Source organism: Xanthomonas hyacinthi, assembly GCF_009769165.1.
Lineage (GTDB): Bacteria > Pseudomonadota > Gammaproteobacteria > Xanthomonadales > Xanthomonadaceae > Xanthomonas_A > Xanthomonas_A hyacinthi.
Map to the genome: position 1 here is coordinate 2075710 of NZ_CP043476.1, position 18060 is coordinate 2093769.

Sequence of the window (18060 nt, forward strand, 5' to 3'; positions counted from 1 at the left end):
ACCGGTATAAAAGCCCGTCGCGACTGATGGCCCGAGGCCACCCGGAGTCGCTTGTGTCTCCCACCGGATGCTATCGGCGCTTCCCCGCCGCATGCGCCTGCGCCAGCTGCCACAGCTGGCGCACCACCGGCAGCGCCTGCGCGGTGGCCGGCAGCGCCGCCAGCGCCAGCCGCGCCATCGGCACGCGGCCTTCGATGTCCAGGTAGCGCACGCCCGGCAGCTGCACCTGGGTGGTCGAGGCCGGCACCACCGAGACGCCGAGTTCGGCCGCGACCAGGTTCACGATCGACGACATCTGCGGTGCTTCCTGCTTGATCTGCAGTTCGAAGCCGGACTGGCGGCAGGCCTCGAGGATTTCGTCGTACAGGCTGGTGCCGAAGCTGCGCGGAAACAGGATGAACGCCTCGCCGGCCAGCGCCGCCAGCGGCGCGCGCTGGCGCTTGGCCAGCCGATGCGCGGCCGGCACCGCGATCTTCATCGGCTCGTCGGGAAATTTCAGCAGTTGCAGCTCGGGCGGGGTGACCACGCTGTAGCGGATGAAGGCCGCATCCAGGCGCCCCTGCACCAGCGCGGCGAGCAGGCCGGCGGTGTTGGTTTCCTCCAGCGCCAGCGCTACCGCCGGCCAGCCGCGGCGGAAGTTGCGCACCAGCGTCGGCACGAGCGGGTTGAACGCGGCCGAGGCGGTGAAGCCCAGCCGCAGCACGCCGCTCTCGCCGCGGGCGGCGCGGCGGGCGGCGTCGCCGGCGCGTTCCAGGTCGGCGAGCACGCGCTTGGCCTCGACCCGAAACGCGCGGCCGGCCTCGGTCAGCTCGGCGCCGCGCGGGGTACGCAGGAACAGCGGTGTGCCCAGTTCCTGTTCCAGCGCACGGATCTGCTGGCTCAGCGGCGGCTGCTGGATGCCCAGCTGCGCGGCGGCGCGGGTGAAATGGCCGGCCTCGGCCACGGCCAGGAAATAGCGCAGATGGCGCAGTTCCATGTCATATCCAGAAGATATGGAGAATGCCTGGATCATATATTGGACGCCGGAGCGGTGCAGGCAAATACTGGCCGCCCTTGTTCGTTGCCGCGTCGTTGTGACTACTTCCAGCCAATGCCCGCCGCTGCACGCCGTGGACGCTGCGCCGCTGCTGCGCATCCGCCTGGCGCTGTTCCTGGCCGGTTTCGCCACCTTCTCGCTGCTGTACAGCGTGCAGCCGTTGCTGCCGGCGTTCGCGCGCGAATTCGGGGTCGACGCGGCGACCAGTTCGCTGCCGCTGTCGCTGGCCACCGGCGGCCTGGCGATCGCGATCTTCTGCGCCGGCGCGGTGTCGGAGAACCTCGGCCGGCGCGGGCTGATGTTCGTGTCGATCGCGCTGGCGGCGCTGCTCAACCTGCTCGCCGCGTGCCTGCCGCATTGGGGCGCGCTGGTCGTGGTGCGCGGGCTGTCCGGCGTCGCCCTGGGCGGGGTGCCGGCGGTGGCGATGGTGTACCTGGCCGAGGAATTGCCGGCGACCAGGCTCGGCGCGGCCACCGGCCTGTACGTGGCCGGCAACGCGTTCGGCGGCATGGTCGGGCGCCTCGGCATGAGCGTGCTCACCGATCATTTCGACTGGCGCACCGCGCTGGCGGCGGTCTCCGCCATCGACCTGCTGGCCGCGGTCGGCTTCGTGCTGCTGCTGCCGCCGTCGCGGCATTTCGTGCGCCGCCGCGGCATCAACCTGCGCTTCCACCTGCAGGCCTGGGGCGGGCACCTGCGCGACCGCTACCTGCCGTGGCTGTTCGCGATCCCGTTCCTGGCGATGGGCGTGTTCGTCAGCGTCTACAACTACGCCGGGTTCCGCCTGGGCGGGCCGGAGTTCGGCCTCAGCCAGAGCCAGCTGGGGCTGATCTTCAGCGCCTACGTGTTCGGCATCGTGTCCTCCTCGGTGGCCGGCGCGGCCTCGGACCGCTTCGGCCGCGGCCCGGTGGTGCTGGCCGGCATCGCGGTGGCCGCATTCGGCGTGGCGCTGACCATCGCGCACGTGCTGGCGCTGGTCATCGCCGGCATCGTGCTGCTGACCATCGGCTTCTTCGTCGCGCACTCGGCGGCCAGCGCCTGGGTCGGCCGCCTCGGCGGGCGCAACAAGGGCCATGCCGCGTCGCTGTACCTGCTCGCCTACTACAGCGGTGCCAGCCTGATCGGCTCGCTCAGCGGCGCGGCCTGGCTGCACGGCGGCTGGAACGCGCTGGCCGGCTGCTGCCTGCTGTTGCTGGGCATCGCGCTGGTCGCCGCGCAGGTGCTGCGCCGCGGCGCCGACGACAGCCGGCCCTACGGCCGCTTCGGCCCGCATCCGCCGCGCGGCGAATAGCGCAGGCCGCCTCATCGTTTCCGTCATTCGGAGGCATGCATGCAGATCGACCATCTCGACCACCTGGTCCTCACCGTCGCCGACATCGACGCCAGCTGCGCGTTCTACGCGCGCGTGCTCGGCCTGCAGGTGCAGCGCTTCGGCGAAGGCCGCACCGCGCTGGCGTTCGGCCGGCAGAAGATCAACCTGCACGCCGCCGGCCGCGAGTTCGAGCCGAAGGCGCGCGCGCCCACGCCCGGTTCCGGCGACCTGTGCTTCATCACCGCCACGCCGCTGGCGCAGGTGCGCCGCGAACTGGAGACGGCGGCGGTCGCCATCGAGGACGGCCCGGTGCAGCGCACCGGCGCCACCGGCCCGATCCTGTCGCTGTACTTCCGCGATCTGGACGGCAACCTGATCGAGGTCAGCAATCTCCTGTAGCGCGGGCGATTTGTGTGCGCATTGCGGTCATGCTGCACGCGTTCATGCGTGCCCTTGCGTTGTCGGTGGCAGCGCCCAAGATAGGCGCTATCCGTGGTCACCGAGCATCCGCGATGCGCCCATTGCCGCAGCATCACGCGTCCGCCGACGCCGCAGCGCTGCAAGCGTTCCTCGCGCGCCACCGGCGCCTGTTGGTGCTGACCGGCGCCGGCTGCAGCACCGATTCGGGCATCCCCGACTACCGCGACGCCGCCGGCGACTGGAAGCGCGCGCAGCCGGTCACCTACCAGGTGTTCATGGGCGAACTGGCCACGCGGCAGCGCTATTGGGCGCGCAGCCTGGTCGGCTGGCCGCGCTTCGGCCACGCCCGGCCCAATGCCACGCATGCGGCGCTGGCGCAGCTGGAAGCGCGCGGCCAGGTCGAGCTGCTGCTGACCCAGAACGTGGACCGCCTGCACCAGGCCGCCGGCAGCGAAGCGGTGATCGACCTGCACGGGCGTCTGGACGTGGTGCGCTGCATGGGCTGCGAACGGCGCCTGCCGCGCGAGGACTTCCAGCAGCAACTGCTGCAGCGCAATCCGCACTGGGCGACGCTGCAGGCCGGGCAGGCGCCCGATGGCGACGCCGACCTGGAGGACGTGGACTTCGCCGCCTTTGCGGTGCCGGCCTGCACCCGGTGCGGCGGCGTGCTGAAGCCGGACGTGGTGTTCTTCGGCGAGAACGTGCCGCGCGCGCGCGTGGCCGCCGCCTTCGCGCACCTGCAGCAGGCCGATGCGATGCTGGTGCTGGGCTCCTCGCTGATGGTGTATTCTGGCTTCCGCTTCGTGCAGGCCGCGGCCAGGGCCGGATTGCCGATTGCCGCGGTCAACCTGGGCCGCACCCGCGGCGACGATTTGCTGAGCCTGAAGCTGGCCCAGCCCTGCGCGCAGGCGCTGGATTTCCTGCTGCCGCCGGTGGCCGCGTAGCGCCCCGCGGCGCGGCGCGTTCCGAATCCGCGCACGAACTGATCCATCCGCAGTGGTTGATCGGCAGCGGCAGCAGGAGTGCAATGGCGGCCTGCCCGCAGTGCAGCGGGCGCCCCCACGGAACGCCACCTTGAGCCATCTGTTCTCGCCCCTCGCGCTGGGGCCGCTGTCGTTGTCCAATCGCATCGTCATCGCGCCGATGTGCCAGTACTCCGCCGAGCACGGCCAGGCCAGCGACTGGCACACCATCCACCTCGGCCAGCTGGCGCAGTCCGGCGCCGGCCTGCTGATCCTGGAGGCCACCGCGGTGGAACCGCGCGGGCGCATCAGCTACGCCGACCTGGGCCTGTGGGACGACGCCACCGAAGCGGCGCTGCGCGGCGTGCTGGCCTCGGTGCGGCGCTGGTCGCCGATGCCGCTGGGCATCCAGCTGGCGCATGCCGGGCGCAAGGCGTCCACGCACAGGCCGTGGGACGGCGGCGGCGCGATCGCGCCGGGGCAGCCGAACGGCTGGCAGACCGTGGCGCCGTCGGCGCTGGCCTTCGCCGAGAACGGTCCGCCGCCGCAGGCGCTGGACCTGGCCGGCATCGACGCCATCGTCGCGGCCTTCGTCGCCTCGGCGCAGCGCGCCGAACGGCTGGGCTTCGAGCTGATCGAACTGCATGCCGCGCACGGCTACCTGCTGCATCAGTTCCTGTCGCCGCTGAGCAATCAGCGCGACGACGCCTACGGCGGCAGCCTGGAGAACCGCATGCGCCTGCTGCTGCGCGTGCATGCGGCGGTGCGCGCGGCGGTGTCGGCCCCGGTCGCGGTGGGTGTGCGCATCTCCGCCACCGACTGGGTCGAGGGCGGCTGGGACGTGGCGCAGAGCGTCGCGCTGGCGCAGGCGCTGCAGGCGCAGGGCTGCGACTACCTGCACGTGTCCAGCGGCGGCCTCGACCGCCGCCAGCAGATTGCGCTGGCGGCCGGCTACCAGGTGCCGCAGGCCGAGGCGATCCATCGCGACGTGCGCATGCCGGTGATCGCGGTCGGCCTGATCACCGAGCCGCAGCACGCCGAGGCGATCCTGGCCGCGGGCCAGGCCGACGCGATCGCGCTGGCCCGCGGCATCCTCTACGACCCGCGCTGGCCGTGGCACGCCGCTGCCGCGTTGGGCGCCAGGCTGAAGCCGTCGCCGCAATACCTGCGCTGCGAGCCGCGTTCGGCGCGCGGCCTGTTCGACGCGTGATACGCGCGCGCTGCGCCGCGCGGGGCGCGGCATCCACCTCGCGTTGTGCAAGGAGTTTGCGATGAGCATCGGATTTCTCGGCCTGGGCACGATGGGCCAGCCCATCGCGCACAACCTGCTGCGCGCCGGGCATGCGCTGACCGTGTGGAACCGCAGCGCGGCCGCGGCGCAGCCGCTGCTCGAGGCCGGCGCGCGGCTGGCCGCGCAGCCGGCCGACGCGGTGCGCGGCCAGGTGCTGTTCTCGATGCTGGCCGACGACGCGGCGGTGCGCGAGACCTTGCTCGAGCGTGGCGCGCTCGACGCGCTGCCCGCCGGCAGCGTGCACGTCAACATGGCCACGATCTCGGTGGCGCTGGCGCGCGAACTGAACGCCCTGCATGCCGAGCGCGGCGTGGCCTACCTGGCCATCCCGGTACTGGGCCGCAACGACGTGGCCGCGGCCGGCCAGCTCAACCTGCTCGCCGCCAGCGACGCCGCCGCACTGGCGCGGGTGCAGCCGCTGCTGGATGTGATCGGGCGCAAGACCTGGTATTTCGGCGCGGCGCCGGAGCAGGCCAATGCGGTCAAGCTGGCCGCCAACCTGTGCCTGGCCAGCGCCATCGGCACCATGGCCGAAGCCTCGGCACTGGTGCGCGGGCACGGCGTGGACGCGGCCGATTTCCTGGGCATGCTCGGCAGTACCCTGTTCGCCGCACCGGCGTACCAGAACTACGGCGGCATGATCGCGCAGCAGCGCCACAGCCCGGCCGGCTTCAAGACCACGCTGGGGCTGAAGGACGTGCGCCTGGCCTTGAACGCCGGCGAGACCCGGCACGTGCCGATGCCGCTGGCGGCGGTGCTGCGCGACCAGTTCATCGACGCGATCGCGCACGGCGACGGCGGGCTGGACTGGTCGGCGCTGGCCAAGGTCGCCGCGCGCCGCGCCGGGCAGGCCTGAGCGCCCGGTACCGCCCGCTGCGTCGCCCGCGTGCGGGCGGCGCCCCGGACCCAGTGCGAAGCGCAGGAACAGGCCAGGCAGGTTGTCGAACGCCGGCGCATGCGCCCATCCACGATCCCGGCGACGCAACGGCGCACACCGCCGGCGACAACGCCGCGATCGCCAGCGAGGCGGCGATCGCGGGCGGCCGGCCGCCAGGCACGCAGGCCGGGTTCGCCGCGCCATGGCGCAGGGCTCGGGCCGCGGGCGAAGCAGGCGATCCCGGCCGGCGCACAGCGCCCGCACCGGGATCTCCCGCCGCGGCGCTGCGGCCGCGGCGGTCGTCGCCAGCGCCGACTCGGCCAGGATCAGGCCGAACCGGGCTTGCCGTCAGCGACCATGGGCCAGGTCCGCAGCCATGCTCGGCGCCAGCAGGTCGCCCAGCCCGATGCGACGCAGGAATTCGCTGCGCACGCGGTCGGCGACCGCGTTGACCACCGCCGCGCCGTCGTCGGCCGGATCCACGTGCACGCGGAACGGGCGCTTGCCGTACGGCGCGTCCACGATGGCGACCATCGCCCGCGCCACATCGGCGACGTCGGCATCGGCCGGCGCGCAGGCGGCCAGTCCGGACTGCGCCTGTTCGGCCAGGCCGGCGCCGGCGCCGTGGGCGTAGGCATCCGCGCGCGCCTGGTCGCCGGGCGCGCCGGCGTGGGCGAAGTGGTTGGTGCCGTGGGTGAACGCGCCCGGGACCAGGATGCTGCTCTCGATGCCCCAGCGTGCCAACTCGCTGGCATAGCTCACTGCCAGCGCGTCCATCGCCGCCTTGGCCGCGAAGTAGGGCGCAAGCAACGGCGGCGTGCCGCCGCGGGTGCTGCTGCTGCCGACCCACAGCAGCAGGCCGCGGCGCTGCCGGCGCAGCACCGGCAGCGCCGCGCGGTTGACGCGCTGCGTGCCGAGCACATTGACGTCGTACTGCTGCGCATACTGCTCGGGCAGGAACGCCTCGGCGGGGCCGAACGCCATGTGTCCGGCGTTGTGCACCAGCACGTCCAGGCGGCCTGCGTCGGCGAGCACCGCGGCGACCGCCGCGTCGGCGGACGGCTGCGACAGCACGTCCAGTTCCAGCGTGCGCAGGGCCACGCCGTGGTCGCGTGCGAAGGCGGCGGCCGCGGCGACCTGCGCCGCGTTGCGGCCGGCGGTGTCGCGCATGCTGGCATAGACGGTGTGCCCGGCCTGGGCCAGGGCGCGTGCGGCCAGCGCGCCGAAGCCGCTGGACGCGCCGGTGACCAGAATGACCTGCGGGTTGGGGCTGTCGGTGATACGCATGGATGGGTTCTCCGGGAAGGGTGGGCGGCGAGCGCGCCGCCGTGCGATGGTTCGGGTAGGCGCGGGATTCAGGCGAAGCCGCCGTTGGCGCGCAGCACTTGCGCGTTGATCCAGCCGCCGTCCGGGCCGGCGAGGAAGGCGACCGCCGCGGCGATGTCCTGCGGCGTGCCCAGCCGCTCCAGCGGCGCCTGCATGGCGATTTGCTCGATCTGTTCGGGACGCTTGCCGGCGAGGAACAGCTCGGTGCCGACCGGGCCGGGGGCGATGGCGTTGACGGTGATGCCGCGTCCGCGCAGTTCGTTGGCGAGCACCCGCACCAGGCCTTCGACGCCGGCCTTGGACGCGATGTACGGGCCGTAGCCGGGGAAGGACTTGGCGATCACGCTGCTCGACAGCGCGATGATGCGGCCGCCGTCGCCGAGGCGTTCTGCGGCCTGGGCGAGCACCAGGAAACTGCCGCGCAGGTTGGTGGCGACGACCCGGTCGAAGGCGTCCAGCCCGGCCGCGGCGATCGGCGCCATCGGCATGATGCCGGCGCTGTTGACCACCACGTCGAGGCGGCCGAAGGCCTGCATGGCGGCATCGAACAGCTGCGCCACCGCCTGCGGGTCGGCGACATCGGCGCGCAGCGCGATCGCGCGGCCGCCGTCGGCCTGGATCGCCGCGACCGTGTCCTGGGCGCTGGCGGCGTCGCCGGCGTAGTTGACCGCCACCGCGAAGCCGTCGCGGGCCAGGCGCGCGGCGATGGCGCGGCCGATGCCGCGGGAGGCGCCGGTGACCAGCGCGGCCTTGCCGGGGGAGGAAACGGGATCGGTGTTCATGGAGGCTCCTGGGATCTGGGGACGTTGCCGGCACGGGCGGCCGGCGCAGGAGCAGTCTGGCTATTGCGCCTTGCTGGATAAATCCTGCAGAACTGGCAAAACAATTCAATTTTCGCCAACAATGCAGGCATGGACCGATTCGATGCGCTTCGCCTGTTCGCCCGCATCGTCGAGCTCGGCAGCTTCACCCGCGCCGCCGCCGAACTCGACCTGCCGCGGGCCACCGCCACCTACGCGATCAAGCAGCTGGAAGCGCGGCTGCAGGCGCGCCTGCTCGAGCGCACCACCCGCCAGGTGCGCGCCACCGTCGACGGGCAGGCGTTCTACGAGCGCTGCCGGCACATCCTGGCCGAGCTCGACGACGCCGAGGGCGCGCTGCGCGGCGCCGCGCGCAGTCCGCGCGGGCTGTTGCGGGTGGACATGCACGGCAACCACGCGCTGCGCGTGGTGCTGCCGCGGATCGACGAATTCCATGCGCGCTATCCGCACATCCAGCTGGCGATCGGCAGCGGCGACCGGCTGGTGGACCTGCTGCGCGAGGGCGTGGATTGCGTGGTGCGTTCCGGCCATCCGCGCGAGTCCTCGCTGGTGGTGCGGCGCCTGGCGACGCTGCACGAGGTTGTCTGCGCCAGCCCCGCCTACCTGGCCGAGCATGGCGTGCCGACGCATCCGCAGCAGCTGGCGCAGCATCGCGCGGTGCGGTTCTTCGCCAGCGGCCACGACATCGACTATCCGTTCGAGTTCCTGATCGACGGCCAGGTGCGCCAGGTGCAGGTGCAAGGCTGGATCGCGGTCAACGACGCGCAGGCCTACGTGGCCTGCGCGTTGCGCGGGCATGGCCTGATCCAGATCCCGCGGCTGAGCGTGGAGGAGCATCTGGCCGACGGGCGCCTGCTGCAGGTATTGCCGCAATGGCGTGCGCCGGCGCTGCCGGTGTCGGTGCTGTATCCGCAGCACCGGCAGTCCTCGCCGCGCTTGCGCGTGTTCGTCGACTGGCTGGCGGCGCTGTACGCGGAGCGCTTCGGCGAGGCCGCCGCCGCGCATGCGCACTGAGCATCCGCGGTGGACGCGCTGCATTGCGGCAGGTTGCGCATGCACGCGCGCTGCCGCGCGTTCTTCAGATCGCCTTGCCGCGGCGTGGCGCAGACTGCGTCGTCACGCTTGAGCTTGGCGCATGCTTCCCGCTAAGGTGCGGCGGCTTGCAGGCGCATCATAGGAGGATGCCATGTGCCCGAATTCGTCCGACCCCGGCGCCATGACGCCCATCCAGCCGCCGCGCGCCGTCGCGCGCGCGGCCGCGCTCGGCCCCGAGCATCCGGATCACCCCGACCACCTGCTGTACGCGCAGATCCGCGAAGGCGTGCATGCGCTGGACGCCGCCTGCGGCCGCGCGCCCGATGCGATCAGCGAACGCATGGTGGCGCGGCTGTTGCCGCTGGCGAAGGAATACGGCTTCGACCAGGTCGATCACGTGGTGCTGAGCCGCGAGCTGGGCGAGGTGGAGCAGGGCGAGAACGTATTCCTGGTGCGCGGCGACCTGGACGACCCGGCGCATCTGCGCGCGCACATCACCACGCATGAGGCGGTCGGCATGTCGGTGCAAGACTCGCTGGCGCGGCTGGAGAAGGTCAACCGGCGCCTGGCGCTGCGCTTGCGTCCGGAGTGAGCGCGGCGTGGCGCGCTGGCGAGGCCGCGTGCGGCCAGCGCGCGGATGCGCCATCCTGTGGGAGCGGCTTCAGCCGCGACAGGCCCTACCGGTAAAGCCCGTCGCGGCTGGAGCCGCTACTACATCGGCAAGACATCCGGCAGTGCCCCAGCGGCATCCCACACCCGATGCCCGGGCAACATCCGTAGCCGACCATCCCGAATCCCGAATCCCGAATTCTCCCCTATCATTGTCCGGATGCGCCCCGACCACATCCTGACCCTGTCCTGCCCGGACCGTACCGGCATCGTCTACCGCGTCAGCGGCCTGCTGTTCGAGCACGGCTGCAACATCCTCGACGCACAGCAGTTCGGCGACGAGGAGAGCGGCCGCTTCTTCCTGCGCGTGCATTTCGACGTGCCCGCGGCCGACACCGCCGTCGCGGTGCAGGCGCAGCTGGCGCCGCTCGCCGCCGACTACGCAATGGACTGGCAGCTGCACGATGCGCGGCGCCGCGCACGCCTGCTGGTGCTGGTCAGCAAGCAGGGCCATTGCCTCAACGATCTGCTGTTCCGCGCGCACAGCCGGCAACTGCGCGTGGACATCGCCGCGGTGGCGTCCAACCACGACGATTTCACCGCGCTGGCGCGCTCCTACGCGGTGCCGTTCCACCACCTGCCGGTCGACGCGGCCAACCGCGCCGAGCAGGAAGCGCAGCTGCTGGCGCTGGTGGAGCGCGAGCGCATCGATCTGGTGGTGCTGGCGCGCTACATGCAGATCCTGTCGCCGACGCTGTGCGCCGCGCTGGCCGGGCGTGCGATCAACATCCACCACAGCTTCCTGCCCAGCTTCAAGGGCGCGCAGCCGTACCACCAGGCGCACGCGCGCGGGGTCAAGATCATCGGCGCCACCGCGCACTACGTCACCGGCGAGCTCGACGAAGGCCCGATCATCGAACAGGACGTGGCCCGCGTGGACCACGCGATGACCCCGCGCGAGCTGGTGCGCCTGGGCAGCGACACCGAATCGCTGGTGTTGGCGCGCGCGGTGCGCCGCCATGTCGAGCACCGCATTCTGCTCAACGGACACCGCACGGTGGTGTTCAGGTGAGCGGCGGGGACTCGGGATTGGGGATTCGCAGCGGCGACGCCTCCCATCTCACCGTTCCTGGGCGCCGGCAACAGATCCTTCCCCTGTAGATCCGTTGCCGGGCCAATCAGCGCGCCGCGTTGGCGTTCATCGCCGCGTTGCGGCTGGCGTCCAGGTAGTGCGCCGGATCGCGCATGCCGGTGGTGTGGCATTGACCGGTGGTGTGGCCGCGGTTGACCCCGCCCGGCAGCTGCGCGTTGACCTGCTCGATCACGCCATCCTCCGGGTCGTCCAGCACCAGGTCCGAGGCCGCGTTGCAGTAGTCGTTGGTGTACCAGTTGGTCTTGGCGAAGGAGGTCGTGTAGTAGTCGACTTGCGCCCGTGCCGAGGTCGGGATGCCGGCCAGCCAGGCCTTGGCGCCGTCGTAGGTCAGGTCGCTGTTGCTGCCGCAGCCCACGCCGAACCACGAGCCCACCGTGGCCAGGATGCCGGACAGGTTGGTGCCCTGGTACGGCGTGCCCAGCGACTGCATGACGCGGCCGCCGCTGGCATTGTCCAGGCCGCTCCAGTAGTAGCTGTACAGGTGCAGCGCGGCCATGCCGCCCTGGCTGTGCGCCACCGTGCCGAACGAATTCCATTGGCTGCCGAACTGCCCCCAGCAGCTGCGCGAACTGGTCGTTGCTGCGGTTCTGGTTGGCGTCCAGGAAGGTCGAGGCGTTGCCGAACTGCGCCACCGGCCAGATCCCGCCCGAGCAATAGCCATGCACCAGCACCAGGCGCGCGCCGGTCGCTTGCGCTTGCGCATCGGTCGCCGCGCGCTGCAGCGTTGCCGGGCGCTCGCCCATGCGCATGCTGGCGTCGATCGCGCCGCCGCGCGCCATGCTGCTGCGGCGCAGCGCCGGCAGGGTCAGCGCCAGCGTGTCGCGCGTGGCCAGCGGCACGAAATGGTCCGGGTCCTCGATGCGCAGGTTGCGCAGCGTGAACGGCGCACGCGCGCCGGCACGGACGATCCAGCGTTCGTCCACGCTCAGCGGCAGGCGTCCATTCTGCGGCGCAAGCATGCCGCCGAGCCACGCCACCGGCACCGCACTGCCGTCGCGGCCGGTGCCCCACAGTTCGCCGAGCACGCGGTAATGCGCCGGCGCCTGGCCGGTGGCGCTGACCGGGATCGGCAGCGCCAGGCGGGTGCCGTCCTGCGCGCTGGCGCTCACCGCATCGGCGGCGATGCGTAGCGTGGTGTCGAGCACCGGCAGCACGTGTTCGGTGCTGCGCACGAAGGCCTGGCCGGTGGCGGCGTCGCCATGCACCACCACCTGCGCGAGGTAGCTGCCGGGCGCCGGCGCCGGGAAATCGCCGGCGTAGATGCCGTCGCCGGCGGCGCCGTCGCCGTGGCGGCCGTCGTCGGCCATCGGCCACTGCGTCAGCGTGCCGTCGGGCGCGGTGACGCGCAATTGTGCGGCGCGGATGCGCCCGGCAGTGGCGCCGAGCGCGGTGGCGCCGTGGCTGTCGCTGCCGCCGAGCAGCGCGGTCAGGCCGATGCGCTGGCCGCGGTGCAGCTGCCGGCGAGCGCTGGGATAGGACGCCAGCCGGGTGCGCGCATCGCCTTCCATCAGCAGGTAGCCGCGTTGCGCGTCGGTGCCGTCGGCGTGCAGGGTCAGCGTCCAGCTGCCGTTGGCGGCGGCGTCCACGCGGTACTCGCGCGCCGGCAGCGCGGCGTCGCCGCTGCCCAGGCGGGTGGCGACCGCGTTCGGCACGATGCCGGCGGCGCGTGCGTGCGCCGCGCCGGGCGCATGCAGCTGCGGTTGCCAGTCGTGCGCGGCGGACAGCAGCACGAAGCGCAACGTGCCGTTTTCCACCGGCAGCGTCGCCTGCCACTGCGCCGCCTCGCCGCTGCGTGCGGAAGAGAATTCCACCGGCAGCAATGCGCTCTTGGACAGGATCGCGGCCTCGGCCGGCGCCGGCGCGCGCATCTGCGCGAATTCCTCGGGCGGGCCGGCCAGTTGCTTGGGGACCAGGTCGGCCGCATGCGCGAGCAGCGGCGACAGCAGCAGCGTGGACAGCAGGGACAACGTCGGTAACGTCGGCATGGCGGCTCTCTCCTTGAACAGTGCGAAGCCGGGCAGTCCGGCAATCGCGAGCGCAGGCCTGCGCAGCGGATGCAGCGCCCTTATACCCCGCCACGATGACAGTTCCACCATGCGCTGCAGCACCGGCACGGCACCGCGTTGCGGCGATCCGGTGCGGCCGCGGCGCGGATGGGCCGGGCCTGCGCCGGGGCGGCATGGCGGTACCGATCGCGACGACCGCAAGCTGTTCGGCGGTCGTCGACGGCCGCCTCGCCATGCCGGCCGGGATCAAACCGATGGACGTGTCGCTGCAGATCGATGGCCGGCCGGTCGGTGCTCCGCAGGATGTGCCAGCGCGGCTAGCCGGAGCGCACGCTGCGTCCATCGCCGCGTGGCCGGATGCATGCCTGTCCCGCCGACGTGCGCCGCACGAAGCGGACGGCGCGCGCGGTGCCCACGAACCGGCATGTCGCCCACGCCTGCCGCGGCGATGCCCGGCGTGCCGCACGCCGGGCATCGTCGGTTCAGGCCGCTTGCGCCTGCTGCATGCGCAGCTGCTTGGCTGCGGCCACCATCGCTTCCAGCGCGCTGCGCGTTTCCGGCCAGCCGCGGGTCTTCAACCCGCAATCCGGATTGACCCACAGCTGCTGCGGATCCAGCACCGCCCGCGCCTTGTCCAACAGTTGCACCATCTCCTGCGTGCTGGGCACGCGCGGCGAGTGGATGTCGTACACGCCCGGGCCGATCGCGTTCGGATAGCGGAAGCGCACGAACGCGTCGAGCAGTTCCATCCGCGAGCGCGAGGTTTCGATCGAGATCACGTCCGCATCCATCGCCGCCACCGCCTCGATGATGTCGTTGAACTCCGAATAGCACATGTGGGTATGGATCTGGGTCGCGTCGCGCACCCCGGCGGCGGCGATGCGGAAGCACTGCACCGCCCAGTCCAGGTACGCCTGCCAGTCGGCGCGGCGCAGCGGCAGGCCTTCGCGGATCGCCGGCTCGTCGATCTGGATCACGCCGATGCCGGCGGCCTCCAGATCGCGCACCTCGTCGCGCAGCGCCAGCGCGATCTGCCGGCAGGTCTGCGCGCGTTCCTGGTCGTCGCGCACGAACGACCACTGCAGCACCGTCACCGGCCCGGTCAGCATGCCCTTCATCGGCTTGTCGGTCAGCGACTGCGCGTACTGGGTCCAGCGCAGCGTCATCGGCGCCGGACGCTGCACGTCGCCGTAGATGATCGGCGGCTTCACGCAGCGCGAGCCGTAGCTCTGCACCCAGCCATGCCTGGTGAAGGCGAAGCCGTCGAGCTGCTCGCCGAAGTATTCGACCATGTCGTTGCGCTCGAACTCGCCGTGCACCAGCACGTCCAGCCCGATCTGCTCCTGCGCGCGCACGCAGCGTTCGGTCTCCGCCGCCAGGAACGCGTCGTACTCGGCATCGCCGAGCTTGCCCGCCTTGTGCTGCGCCCGCGCCTGCCGCACCTGCGCGGTCTGCGGGAACGAGCCGATGGTGGTGGTCGGGTAGGCCGGCAGCCGCAGCGCCGCCTGCTGCGCATCGCGCCGCTGCGGATACGGCGATTGCCGGCGTCCGGCGTCCTCGCTCAGCGCCGCCACCCGCCGGGCCACGTCCGGGCGATGCACGCGCGCGGACGCGCGCCGCGTCGCCAGCGCCTCGCGCGCCGCGTCCAGCTCGGCCTGCGCATGCGGCAGCTCCTGCAGCGCGTCGGCCAGCGTGCGCAGCTCCTGCAGCTTCTGCCTGGCGAAGGCCAGCCATGTGGACAATTCGCGGTCCAGCGTCTTTTCCTGCTCCAGGTCCACCGGCACGTGCAGCAGCGAGCACGACGGCGCCAGCCACAGGCGCTCGCGGCCGACATGCCCGGCCGCGTAGCGCGCCAGGGTCAGCGCAGTGTCCAGCGGCGTGCGCCACACGTTGCGGCCGTTGACCAGCCCGGCCGACAGCACGCGCCCGGCCGGCAGCGCCTGCAGCACCGCGTCCAGCTGCGCCACGCCGCGCACCAGGTCCACGTGCAGGCCGTCCACCGGCAGCGCCGCGGCCAATTCCAGGTTGTCGCCCAGCTCGCCGAAATACGTGGTCAGCAGCAGCTTCGGCCGCGGCGCCTGGGCCAGGAACGCATAGGCGCGGCGATAGGCCTCGCGCGCGGCGGCGTCCAGGTCCAGCACCAGCGCCGGCTCGTCGATCTGCACCCAGTTGGCGCCGGCCGCGTCGAGCTGCTGCAGCAGTTCGGCGTAGACCGGCAGCAGGCTGTCCAGCAGCGCCCAGCGATCGCTGCCGTCCACGGTCTTGGACAGCAGCAGGAAGGTCACCGGCCCGATCAGCACCGGCCGCGTGGTGATGCCCAGCGCCTTGGCTTCCAGGAACTCGGCCAGCGGCTTGTCGCCGCGCAGGCGGAAATGCTGGCGCCGCGCCAGTTCCGGCACCAGGTAGTGGTAGTTGGTGTCGAACCACTTGGTCATTTCCAGCGCGTGCAGGTCCAGGCCGTCCTCCTGCGTGCCGCGCGCCATCGCGAAGTAGCCGGCCAGCGGATCGGCATCGGCCAGCGCGCGGTAGCGCTGCGGGATCGCATCGAACAGGAACGCGGTGTCGAGCATCGCGTCGTACAGGCTGAAGTCGTTGCTGGGCGGCAGCTCCACCCCGGCCTCGACCTGCAGCCGCCAGTGCCGCTGGCGCAGCTGCCGCGCCGTGTCTTGCAGGTTGGCGCCATCGGTGTCGCGGCGCCAGTAGCTTTCCAGCGCACGCTTGAGCTCGCGCCGCGCGCCGATGCGCGGGAAGCCCAGGTTGGTCACGATCGTCATTTGCGTTTCCTCATTGCGTTCATAGGCATTGAGGAACGAAGGAACCGCGCGCCGTCCGCCCGTTCGCACGGGACGCCCGCCACGCCAGCGACCTTCGCCCCCGCGGGCGAACCGGCGCCACGCGGGCAGGCGGAAGAACGTGGCGCGGCGCAGGGCCGCGGCACGGCTTCCGGCCGCCTCCCCGCGGAGACGCCAGGTCGAATCGGAGGACGCACAGGTCCTCCGGCCGGGGCCGGTATTCGGGCTGATGGACGAGCGCACCGTGCCGGCTGCGCGCCTACTGTCCGCCGCTTCCCAGGCCGGCATGCGCCGGCCCAGTGCCATTGACGGAGGTCGTTTCCATTCACCGCTGCGGGGCAGCTCCGGAATGGGCAGGCGCTTGCGGCGCCGGCCTTCACCGGATTCCCGTTTAAATCCATCCCTTCATCCGAATGAAGCGATGGATACCTTCGGCGAGCGCACGATAGGCCGGATGCGGCGGCGGGTCAAGCGACCTGTGGATTTGCGGGGGACGCGCCGGCGGCGCACAGCGAACGTGTAGTCTTTCCAAAACCTATGAACCGACGCTTCTCCTGCAGACGACAGCGCAGCACCGCACGGCCGCGCCCGATGCCGCTTTCACTCACGACTTCCGATGTGTCCGCGTGCTACGCCTCGCTGAGCCTGTCTGTCGTCCCAATGCTGGAACGGGTAGAAAGCATCGTATTTTCAATTGCTTAAGTTGGCCCGTGTGCAGCGCGTGCGCACTTCATCAACGACCAATAACTTATCCGTAAATAGTGTGACCTGTCGATGCGCGCCGCATTCGGCGCGGCGCCGGAGCGAGATCTTGGCGAAACGTGACGAGTCGTGGGTGGTCGCCGATGCGTTCTGGCGTCGTGTGGAGCCGCTGATTCCCGCACGCGCGACAGCGGACACGATCTACGTGCGCAAGCCGGATGCCGGCCGGCCACCGAAACCGGCTCGACTGGTATTTGAGGCCATCGTCGCCCGAGTCGAAGATAGGCGCTGATTTTGTTATCGCTACTTGATTCAACATTCGATGATTTCCTCTTCCCAACACGACTCTCATTGCCTCAGAGTGCCGCTGCTCTTCGGTTGATCCGATGCCGAACCGCTAAAAGCGCGCCAGCTACGATCAGCATTGCCACCGCCAACGCGACAAAAAATGCCGCGCCATGCGATGCCAGGAGCAGCGGACCAATGAAGGCGCTGGTGACTGCTCCCAGCCGTCCGACGCCAGCCGACAGGCCCACGCCGGTGGCGCGGATGGGCGTGGGATATATTTGGCCGGCAAGGACATAGATGGCCGCTTGGGTGCCTGGGATCAGCACGCCGGCGAAGAACAACGCGGCCAGAATGGGCACCGTCGTATCGACGCCTGGCGCCTGGGCCAGCAGCAGGATCAGGACAGCACAGGCGCTGCCGCCAACGCTCATGGCCACTAACGCAATGCGTGAACCAACACGTTGGACCAGGCGTGCGCCTAGGATGCCACCGACCAATCCACCCGCGCTGAAGCAGGACAGGCTGGTTCCAATTGACTTGGGCGAAAACCCGAGGTCCGAGAACAGCGACGGGAACCACGTGTAGACAAGATAAGTGGACAGAACCACAAAGAAGAACGCGATACAGAGTAGATAGGTGTCCCGGGCGAATTCACCGGCAAAGATCATGCGGAGAGGCGCATGTTTGCGCGGCCCCTCTTCGCCGGTGTCAATGACCGTCATGTCTGCCGACAGGGACGCCCCCATTCTCGCTGCCAGTCGCGTGACGCGCGTGGTGTGCCCCTCGGCACGAAACCTGTAGCGCAGCGACTCGGGAAGCCATACGGTCAGTACAACCGCCAGCAGCAAAGGCAGCCCGCCAGCCACCATGAAGAGGGTCTGCCAACCATGGGCAGGCAGCAGATAGGCCCCCAGGAATCCGAGCAGGATGCCGCCGACCGGCAATGCGCTCATGCAGATGCCAAGAGCCAAGTTGCGCTGCTTAAGTGGTGTCGACTCAGCGACGAGCGTGGCGGCATTGGGCATTGCAGCGCCCAGTCCAAGCGATGCGATACCCCGCAGAATTCCAAGGCTCAGGATCGAATCGCTGAACGCACCGGCAAAGGTGAACGCACCAAAGACGGCGGTAGCAAAGATCAACGTCGGCTTGCGGCCCAGGCGGTCGCCCGCCAAGCCGCCCAACGCAGTGCCCACTGCCATGGCGATGAACGACAGCGCCATGAGCACGGCGAAGTCCGCGCGCGCCACGCCCCAATCCTTGGTGATCATGGGCAACGAAAGGCTCAGCACCTGGGCATCGACGCCGTCGACAACGCCCACCAGGCTGATCAGAATCAGCGCACGCTTCTGCAGCGCAGTCCAAGATCCGTGGTCGAGCAGGCTTGCGATGTCAAAGCTCGTCCGTTCCCGTGGTGAGGAAAGAGTGTTCAT

At 70.9% G+C, this 18060-nt stretch carries 13 protein-coding genes, 2 pseudogenes and 1 riboswitch; of the genes and pseudogenes, 9 read left to right on the forward strand and 6 right to left on the reverse strand.

Annotated elements, in window-relative coordinates:
- Nucleotides 1-70 precede the first annotated feature (70 nt).
- Entirely contained in the window at nt 71-976 is a 906-nt protein-coding gene (locus tag FZ025_RS09385; RefSeq protein ID WP_046978840.1) for a LysR family transcriptional regulator, read from the reverse strand.
- 97 nt (nt 977-1073) lie between these two features.
- Here FZ025_RS09385 and FZ025_RS09390 point away from each other — a divergent pair, with 97 nt between their 5' ends.
- From FZ025_RS09390 to FZ025_RS09410, 5 genes are all read left to right on the forward strand, one after another.
- Nucleotides 1074-2327, forward strand: a complete 1254-nt coding sequence (locus FZ025_RS09390) for an MFS transporter (protein WP_046978841.1) — start codon at nt 1074-1076, stop codon at nt 2325-2327.
- 39 nt (nt 2328-2366) lie between these two features.
- Nucleotides 2367-2747 carry a VOC family protein gene (locus FZ025_RS09395; protein ID WP_046978842.1) on the forward strand — a complete coding sequence of 127 codons (381 nt, stop codon included), beginning with the start codon at nt 2367-2369 and terminating at the stop codon, nt 2745-2747.
- 113 nt (nt 2748-2860) lie between these two features.
- Entirely contained in the window at nt 2861-3712 is an 852-nt protein-coding gene (locus FZ025_RS09400) for an NAD-dependent protein deacetylase (RefSeq protein WP_046978843.1), read from the forward strand.
- A gap of 130 nt (nt 3713-3842) precedes the next feature.
- Nucleotides 3843-4940, forward strand: a complete 1098-nt coding sequence (locus FZ025_RS09405) for an NADH:flavin oxidoreductase/NADH oxidase (protein ID WP_046978844.1) — start codon at nt 3843-3845, stop codon at nt 4938-4940.
- A 61-nt stretch (nt 4941-5001) separates the two neighbouring features.
- Nucleotides 5002-5877, forward strand: coding sequence for an NAD(P)-dependent oxidoreductase (locus tag FZ025_RS09410; RefSeq protein WP_046978845.1), 876 nt, complete (start codon nt 5002-5004; stop codon nt 5875-5877).
- A gap of 369 nt (nt 5878-6246) precedes the next feature.
- Here the strand turns inward: FZ025_RS09410 and FZ025_RS09415 are convergent, their stop codons facing one another.
- The gene (locus FZ025_RS09415) at nt 6247-7185 is read right to left on the reverse strand and encodes an SDR family NAD(P)-dependent oxidoreductase (protein WP_046978846.1); all 939 of its coding nucleotides are present in this window, start codon (nt 7183-7185) and stop codon (nt 6247-6249) included.
- Nucleotides 7186-7253: 68 nt separating this feature from the next.
- The gene (locus tag FZ025_RS09420) at nt 7254-8006 is read right to left on the reverse strand and encodes an SDR family oxidoreductase (protein ID WP_046978847.1); all 753 of its coding nucleotides are present in this window, start codon (nt 8004-8006) and stop codon (nt 7254-7256) included.
- 129 nt (nt 8007-8135) lie between these two features.
- Here FZ025_RS09420 and FZ025_RS09425 point away from each other — a divergent pair, with 129 nt between their 5' ends.
- The 3 genes from FZ025_RS09425 (at nt 8136) to purU (ending at nt 10761) form a co-directional block, all read left to right on the forward strand.
- A complete protein-coding gene (locus FZ025_RS09425; protein ID WP_046978848.1) occupies nt 8136-9059 on the forward strand; it encodes a LysR family transcriptional regulator in 924 nt (307 codons plus the stop codon).
- A 202-nt stretch (nt 9060-9261) separates the two neighbouring features.
- On the forward strand, nt 9262-9672 hold the full coding sequence (locus tag FZ025_RS09430) for an XVIPCD domain-containing protein (RefSeq protein WP_208803756.1): 411 nt from the start codon (nt 9262-9264) through the stop codon (nt 9670-9672).
- Between the two features lie 237 nt (nt 9673-9909).
- Nucleotides 9910-10761 carry a formyltetrahydrofolate deformylase gene (purU, locus tag FZ025_RS09435; protein ID WP_046978850.1) on the forward strand — a complete coding sequence of 284 codons (852 nt, stop codon included), beginning with the start codon at nt 9910-9912 and terminating at the stop codon, nt 10759-10761.
- 106 nt (nt 10762-10867) lie between these two features.
- On the opposite strand, the pseudogene FZ025_RS09440 reads toward purU, so the two are convergent.
- Nucleotides 10868-12827 (reverse strand): annotated as a pseudogene (locus FZ025_RS09440) (choice-of-anchor X domain-containing protein).
- Between the two features lie 503 nt (nt 12828-13330).
- Nucleotides 13331-15622, reverse strand: a complete 2292-nt coding sequence (gene metE, locus FZ025_RS09445) for a 5-methyltetrahydropteroyltriglutamate--homocysteine S-methyltransferase (protein WP_046978870.1) — start codon at nt 15620-15622, stop codon at nt 13331-13333.
- A 213-nt stretch (nt 15623-15835) separates the two neighbouring features.
- Nucleotides 15836-16089: riboswitch (cobalamin riboswitch) on the reverse strand.
- 362 nt (nt 16090-16451) lie between these two features.
- Here metE and FZ025_RS09450 point away from each other — a divergent pair.
- A pseudogene (locus tag FZ025_RS09450) lies at nt 16452-16610 on the forward strand (IS5/IS1182 family transposase); the annotation flags it as partial.
- A gap of 88 nt (nt 16611-16698) precedes the next feature.
- Here the strand turns inward: FZ025_RS09450 and FZ025_RS09455 are convergent.
- Nucleotides 16699-18060, reverse strand: coding sequence for an MFS transporter (locus FZ025_RS09455; RefSeq protein ID WP_046978851.1), 1362 nt, complete (start codon nt 18058-18060; stop codon nt 16699-16701).